7 protein-coding genes and 4 tRNA genes are annotated in these 6,831 nt (G+C 26.0%); 9 read left to right on the top strand and 2 right to left on the bottom strand.

From position 1 onward, the window contains the following. The coding region (locus tag AB668_RS01205; protein WP_152908019.1) for a transposase at window positions 1–507 on the top strand (507 nt) is incomplete at its 5' end. Between the two features lie 79 nt (window positions 508–586). Here AB668_RS01205 and AB668_RS01210 read toward each other — a convergent pair. Then, the gene (locus AB668_RS01210; RefSeq protein ID WP_050517274.1) at window positions 587–1,288 is read right to left on the bottom strand and encodes a potassium channel family protein; all 702 of its coding nucleotides are present in this window, start codon (window positions 1,286–1,288) and stop codon (window positions 587–589) included. 99 nt (window positions 1,289–1,387) lie between these two features. On the opposite strand from AB668_RS01210, the gene AB668_RS01215 reads away from it, so the two are divergent. From AB668_RS01215 to AB668_RS01250, 8 genes are all read left to right on the top strand, one after another. Further along, a complete protein-coding gene (locus AB668_RS01215) occupies window positions 1,388–2,992 on the top strand; it encodes a TrkH family potassium uptake protein (RefSeq protein WP_050517275.1) in 1,605 nt (534 codons plus the stop codon). A gap of 8 nt (window positions 2,993–3,000) precedes the next feature. Beyond that, window positions 3,001–3,855 (top strand): bifunctional 5,10-methylenetetrahydrofolate dehydrogenase/5,10-methenyltetrahydrofolate cyclohydrolase, encoded by an 855-nt coding sequence (locus AB668_RS01220; protein ID WP_050517276.1) that lies wholly within the window; start codon window positions 3,001–3,003, stop codon window positions 3,853–3,855. Window positions 3,856–3,862: 7 nt separating this feature from the next. Further along, window positions 3,863–4,489 carry a hypothetical protein gene (locus AB668_RS01225; protein ID WP_050517277.1) on the top strand — a complete coding sequence of 209 codons (627 nt, stop codon included), beginning with the start codon at window positions 3,863–3,865 and terminating at the stop codon, window positions 4,487–4,489. Between the two features lie 208 nt (window positions 4,490–4,697). Then, a tRNA-Asn gene (locus AB668_RS01230) sits at window positions 4,698–4,773 on the top strand. Window positions 4,774–4,779: 6 nt separating this feature from the next. Continuing rightward, window positions 4,780–4,855, top strand: a tRNA-Glu gene (locus AB668_RS01235). Window positions 4,856–4,862: 7 nt separating this feature from the next. Continuing rightward, window positions 4,863–4,938, top strand: a tRNA-Val gene (locus AB668_RS01240). 13 nt (window positions 4,939–4,951) lie between these two features. Continuing rightward, window positions 4,952–5,027: transfer RNA gene (locus tag AB668_RS01245), tRNA-Thr, on the top strand. Window positions 5,028–5,262: 235 nt separating this feature from the next. Continuing rightward, window positions 5,263–6,144 carry an Mbov_0400 family ICE element protein gene (locus AB668_RS01250; protein WP_050517278.1) on the top strand — a complete coding sequence of 294 codons (882 nt, stop codon included), beginning with the start codon at window positions 5,263–5,265 and terminating at the stop codon, window positions 6,142–6,144. A 158-nt stretch (window positions 6,145–6,302) separates the two neighbouring features. Here the strand turns inward: AB668_RS01250 and AB668_RS05820 are convergent. Further along, window positions 6,303–6,831, bottom strand: a 529-nt coding sequence (locus AB668_RS05820; RefSeq protein ID WP_201342685.1) for a hypothetical protein, incomplete at its 5' end; no start/stop codon positions are given.

Consider the following 6,831-nt stretch of genomic DNA (forward strand, 5'->3'; position numbering starts at 1 on the left):
TCTAAAGAACAAATAAACAACAAATTTTATTATTTATTTAAAGACTTAGAAATTGCTGGAAAAGAAAGTATTGGTAGGTATCAAAGACATTTGAGAAAAGATAATTTTGATATTTCTGAATTCAAAAAAGAAGAAGAATATTTTGGAACAATTGCTTTTGAATCAAATGTAGATTTGAGTTTAGAAGATGTATACACACTTTATGATCAAAGATGAGAGATTGAAGAAATGTTCAATTTTTACAAAAACATTTTAGAATTATCAAAAACCAGAGTTCATTCTGAAATGAAAGTTTATACAACTGAATTTATAAACTACTTATCATTAATAATTGGAACACGTGTTAAGAACCAATTTATTAAATTGGACTTGCACAAAAATTATTCTTTCAAACAAATAATAGAATATTTAAGAAGTTATAAAATGGAACAGATAAGTGGTAAAGAATGAAAGAAAAGCAAGATGTTGAAATACGTTCAAAACCTTGCTGATTTATTAAATATATAGTATTAGACTAAAACTTTTTTAATAAAAGAACTTATATCAAATAAAAAACTTCTAAACTAGAAGTTTTTTTGTTTACAAATTATACTATATCTTCGCCATCTTTACCTTGAACTTTTTTAGCTAGCATATTAATAATTGTATTTTTAGCAAATACTAATAATAGGTCACCTTCTCTTATTTCTGTGTAATCATCAGGTAAGATAATTTTTCCTTTATGTTTAATTTGAATAATATTAAAGTCCTTATTAGCTGATAATCCAATTTCTTGAATTGTTTTATCAAAAATATCAGGGTTAGATACTTCAAGAGTTGATGAAACAAATTCATTATCGATAGTTTGAACATCAAGATCAAAATCAATATTAAATAATATTCTTGTTGCTGCAATTTTTCCTGCAACTTTATCTGGAATAATAATTTGATTTTCACTTAATCCTAGAGCTAATAAAATTCTTTTTTGGTTTTCATCTCTTGCTCTTACTATGATTTTTTTACATTCTAAATCTATTAAGTTTAAAACAGTTGCTAGTGAATCTTCAACATCTCCAATTGATACAATAACTGCATCATAAGATCGGATCCCTTCTTTTTCTAAGGCTTTTTTATTTGTTGAGTTTATAACAGCTGAATCAACTGTACTAAATTCAGAAAGATATAAATTCATTTTATGTTCATCAAAATCAAATACTTTTACTGATTGACGTTTTTCAACTAATGATGAAATCATAGATAATGCAAAATTAGAAATACCAATAAATGCAAAACTTTGTTTTCCTGCCATGTTTCATACCTCTTTAACTATTTAAATTATACATTCTTTTATAGTGATATAATAATATCATTGAAAAGATAAAAAAATAGTTATAAAAGAGATGAGTTTATGTTTAAAAAAGATAGCAATCAAAAAGAACTAAAACAAAATGAAACAAACAACTCTAAGAGATCATTTTTTAAAAGAATTAGTAATAACAAACATAATTTTTTTATAAAGTTTAAAGAGTCATGACCACTTTCTAAAACTTCTGGAAAGATTTTTTTAATTTATCTTTGTGTTGTTTTAATTGGGGGTCTTTTATTATCTATTCCTGGTTTTGCATTAACTAGTCAAGGAGAGAAATATAATTGAGATTATTTAACAGGATTATTTACTGCATCAAGTGGATTTAGCGATACTGGATTAACTGTGATTGATGTTTCACATTCTTACACTTTTTGAGGTCAATTTATTTTATTAATTTTAATTGAATTTGGTGGTATCGGAGTTTTAACTTTTAAAATAGTTTTATTTTTACTTATAAATAAAAAAATATCTATTTCTGATACTATGGTAGCTCAATCAGAAAGAGGAAGTACAATTACAAGTTCAACTATTCAATTAATTAAAGATGGTTTTATTTGATTAACTATTGTACAAGTATTTTCAGCATTTATATTATTTTTCTTATTCTTTTTTAATGAACCAGCTATTTCTAATAATGGTCAAAACTTACAAACAGTATCACCATTTCACGATTTTTGAAGATCATTATGATTTGCTGTTTTTCATTCAACAAGTGCTGTAAATAATGCCGGATTTGATATCATTTCACCTAATTCATTACAACCTTATAACACTTTAGAACATAAAGTTTATTCTATTCAAATTATTTTTATGTTAGAGTGAATTATCGGTGGATTAGGTTATCCAACTTTTCATGATATTAAAAGAAAAATCAAAGCAAGAAAAACAGGACAAAAAGTTAAATTTAGTTTATTTACTAAACTAAGTTTTTGTGTTTATTTAACATTATTTATACTAGGTCCAATATTAGTTTTATCAACCGAATATTCTAATTATGATAATTCATTAATTTTTAATAATTTAGACAATAATTTAAAAACGCCTAAACCATTTAATGAAGTGTTTATGGATGTTTTATTTAATACAACTGCTTGTCGTAATGCAGGATTTTCAACTATTAATATGTCTAATTTTAGTTCAAGTTCTAAATTTATATTATCTGTGTTAATGTTTATTGGATCAGCACCAAGTTCAACTGCTGGAGGAATTAGAACAACAACTTTTGCAATTCTTTTATTATCTACTTTATCAATTATTAAAAATAGAAATTATACTAGTGTTTTTAAAAAAACAATTCCAGAAGCAACTGTGAGAAGAAGTCATGCAACATTCTTTATTTCTACATTCTTAATTTTTATTTCAGTATTTACAATTTATATAGATTCTAATAAAGTATTTTTAGGCACAAATGATAAAAGTACAATTAGTGAAATTCTATTATTAATATGTAGTGCTTTTGGTACGGTCGGTTTAAGTCCTTTAGCTCATCAAGATATGTACAAATTAGGAGCGGTTACTAAAATATTAATAATTCTAGTAATGTTTATTGGTCAATTAGGAGTATCTAATACTTTATTAGTATTTTTAAAACCAGCAAGACAAAAAGCATTGAAATTTTTAGATGAAGATGTAACTATAGGATAGGTGTTTTTATGATCATTTTAGATGGTAAGAAAGTTGCAGAGCAAAGAAGAGAAGTATTAAAAGAAGAAATTAATAAATTAATTATTAATAAAAAAAGAATACCTAAACTGGTAGTTATTTTAGTTGGAGATGATGAATCTTCAAAAGTTTATGTTTCTCACAAAACTAGAGCTTGTAGATTAGTTGGAATTGATTCAGAAACTTTAAAACTAGATGCTAATATTTCTAAACAAGAATTATATAAAATTATTGATAAATTAAATAACGATCCAACTGTTGATGGTGTTTTATTACAATTACCACTACCAGATTGATTTGATGAAGAAAGTTATCTTCAAGCAATTGATGTAAGTAAAGATGTTGATGGTTTTCATTATATGAATCAAGGTAAAATGTTACAAAATTATGACACAATCTATCCATGTACTCCACTTGGTGTAATCAATTTATTAAAAGCTTATGATATAGAAATAAAACATAAAGATATTACTATGGTAGGAACTTCAAATATTGTAGGAAAACCTTTAGCTATTATGTTATCTAATATGGGAGCTACTGTTAGTATGTGTAATAAAAATACTGTTGATATTACAAAATATACTAAAAATTCAGATATTGTAATTTCAGCAACCGGTCAAAAATTTATTATTAAAAAAGATATGATAAAACAAGATGCAGTTGTTGTTGATGTAGGTATTATAAGAGATTCATCTACTAACAAATTAGTTGGTGATGTTGATTTTGAAAATGTAAAAGATTTAACAAGTTATATAACTCCAGTTCCTGGAGGAGTAGGTCCAATGACAGTTGTAACACTTTTAGAAAATACATTAAAACTATACAAAAGACATGAAGGAGAATAAAATAAATATGAAAGAAAAAATTGAAAAAATTAAAGAATTATTTAAAAACGATCAACAAAATCAATACGATCAAAATTTTAAGATAAGCAATCTTATTATTCAAATATCAGCAGGTGTAAGCATGTTTTTATCTAGTTTGATGTTTATTTTTGGAATAGTTGGAATGGTTGTTGGATCATTAGTTGAAAACACAACTAATATTCATTTAAATTTAGCATCAGGAATAAGTTTATTTGTTTTAGGAAATTATATCTTTTTAATTTGTTTAGTTATTTTAGTATTATCAGTTGTTAGTTCTTATTATCAAACTGGATTTTTAAAAGTAACTATAATAATACTTTCATTTATGTCTGTTGTATGTATTATTGGAGCTACTTATATGTTATTTACTAAAAATAATCAAACCGTTGAACAAGAAATAATTGATGATCAAGTTGATGAAATTAATGAAGCAAAAAAAATCGAAAAACTAAAACAAGTTGAAAAAACATATAAATTAGTTAAAAACCAAGAAATATCAGAAGATAAGTTAACTGCAATCTTTAAAAAAGATCCTGAATTTGAAGAACTTTATAATAAAGTTAAAGAAAAAGCAGAAAATAGATTAAAAGAAAAAAATAATGTAACAGTATAAAAAAAGGATCGCTTTTTTATTTATTTGTTTCCCACTTAAGCATAAAAAGCAACAGTTCAAACTAAATTTATAAGTTGACTGTTATTATTTAATTTTATTGATTAAAAATTTTAAAAAAATTTAAAAAAACTCTTGCAACTTAAATATTCTAATGTTATTATTTTTATTGTCTTAGATAAGACGCTAACCAAAAATTAACAAAGATTGTGGCTTTTTAGCTCAGTTGGTAGAGCAACCGGCTGTTAACCGGTTTGTCACAGGTTCAAGTCCTGTAAAAGCCGCCATTATCTGGCCTGTTGGTGAAGCGGTTAACACACACGGTTTTCATCCGTGGACGCACGGGTTCGAACCCCGTACAGGCTACCATATTTTTGGAGTGTTAGCTCAGCTGGGAGAGCTCCTGCCTTACAAGCAGGCGGCCATAGGTTCAAGTCCTATACACTCCACCATTTTTTTATTTTTGCTGACTTAGCTCAGTTGGTAGAGCAACTGACTTGTAATCAGTAGGTCGTAGGTTCGACTCCTATAGTCAGCACCATTTTGAAATTAACAACACCTGTAAAGGTGTTTTTTTATCATTTCTTTAATATATTGATAGTTATGAATTTTTATGATATTATAAATTTGCAAGTATTTTTACAGAATATTTGGATCGGCGGTTTAGTCTTAGCCAGCCCTGCTTTCCGGTGGAAAGCTTAACGTAAATGTAGGACTATAAATAAGCTTAGCAATAAGCTTATTTTTTTATATTATAATAATTTTGGTGATAATATATGAAACAAAAATTAAAAATAGGTAAGGTTTATAAACAACGATATAAAAATAATAAAATACCAATAGCAAGAGATAAAAATGGAGAAATAATAAAAGGAAATGGTATTCATAGACCTTTTATTGTATTTTTTAGTGATGATAAGGTATTTTATTTAACAACAAAAACAGTTAAAGATGAAAATAGACGTAAAACTACAAATGATCCACAAAACCTAACTCTTGAAATGGATCTGTATGGAAACGATGATAGAACGATATCGGTAAATTGTTCCGTTGTAAATGTTATGGAGAGAAAACTTTTTGAAAGTTTATATATTTTAGATGATGAACGCAATGATTTTCAAACTGATCCTGATACTTATAATAAGATTATGGAACATTTATTTAAACATAAAGATGATATCTCTATTTCTGAATTTGATTATTTTGATTTTGATAACAAACAACCTATTTTTAAAGCAGATGAAATAGCTAATCGAAATAGACAAGAAGTTGAGATGATAATTGTAGGTTATAATCATTTAATAAATGAAACTAATATAATACCTGAATTAATACTTGATAAACCTGATCATTTTTATGAAGTTGTTAAAGAGTGTTTCTATGTTTCCAAATATGGAGCACAAGATGAGTTGAGTAAAGCTTATTATAAAAAGAATAGTAAGTTTGATGAATTGACAGCAAATTCTATTTGAGATACTAATAAATTCATTGATGAATTTAATAAAGAGTGAGAAAGAAAGCTTCAATTGGAAAAAGAAAAATATGATGAAAGACAACAACGACACTATAATAATCAAGAACAAGAATCTCATCATCAAGATAAAGAAGACGATACTGACACACCTAAACCTACACAATCACTTAAGTTTACAATGTAAAGTTATTAAAATGCTATAAAATGCTATTAATAGCTTCATATCTCAACAAAAATCATTATTTAGTATAGAAACTCAAGAAATAATATAATCGTTGTTTATTCAACGATTTTTATTTAAATTAGATATAGCTTGTATTTCAATACCAATTTAAATAATACTTAATATTCAATCAATTCGTCTTTTATAGCATTAGCTTCTTCAATTGTTTTTATATTCTTTTGTTTGAAATAAAAAGGAACATTCTTTTGCACTGTATCTCATTTTCTTTCTATGTGTGGCTTTGCATTAGCGTTTGATGAAGAAACAACTTCTATACCCCTTTTTTCAAGCTCTAAAGGCGTTCTAGGGTTGTTTATTTCGTCTTTCTTAAAGTTAGCTCTATTATCAGTAATTATTCTCATAGGATAACCGTATTTTTGAAAAACGTTTTCAAATATTCTTTGATATGAATTCAGAGATTCTTCTTGACTCTCAAAATAAATGTCTAATACTTTATTAGTTCCAACATCAACAACAGCAACACATGTTGCAATTGTGTCGTTTTGAAAGTAGTAGTGAGTACATCCGTCAACTTCTAAAACTTGTCCAAATTTATAGTTATTAGCCGTTGCTAATCTATGTTTTTCTACTACTTTTGGTGTGTAAAATACTAAGTCTTTGCTGTACTTAATAATTTTGCTTTCTTCA

It is taken from the genome of Mycoplasma sp. HU2014, assembly GCF_001199495.1.
Taxonomy (GTDB): Bacteria; Bacillota_I; Bacilli_A; order Mycoplasmatales; family Mycoplasmataceae; genus Mycoplasma.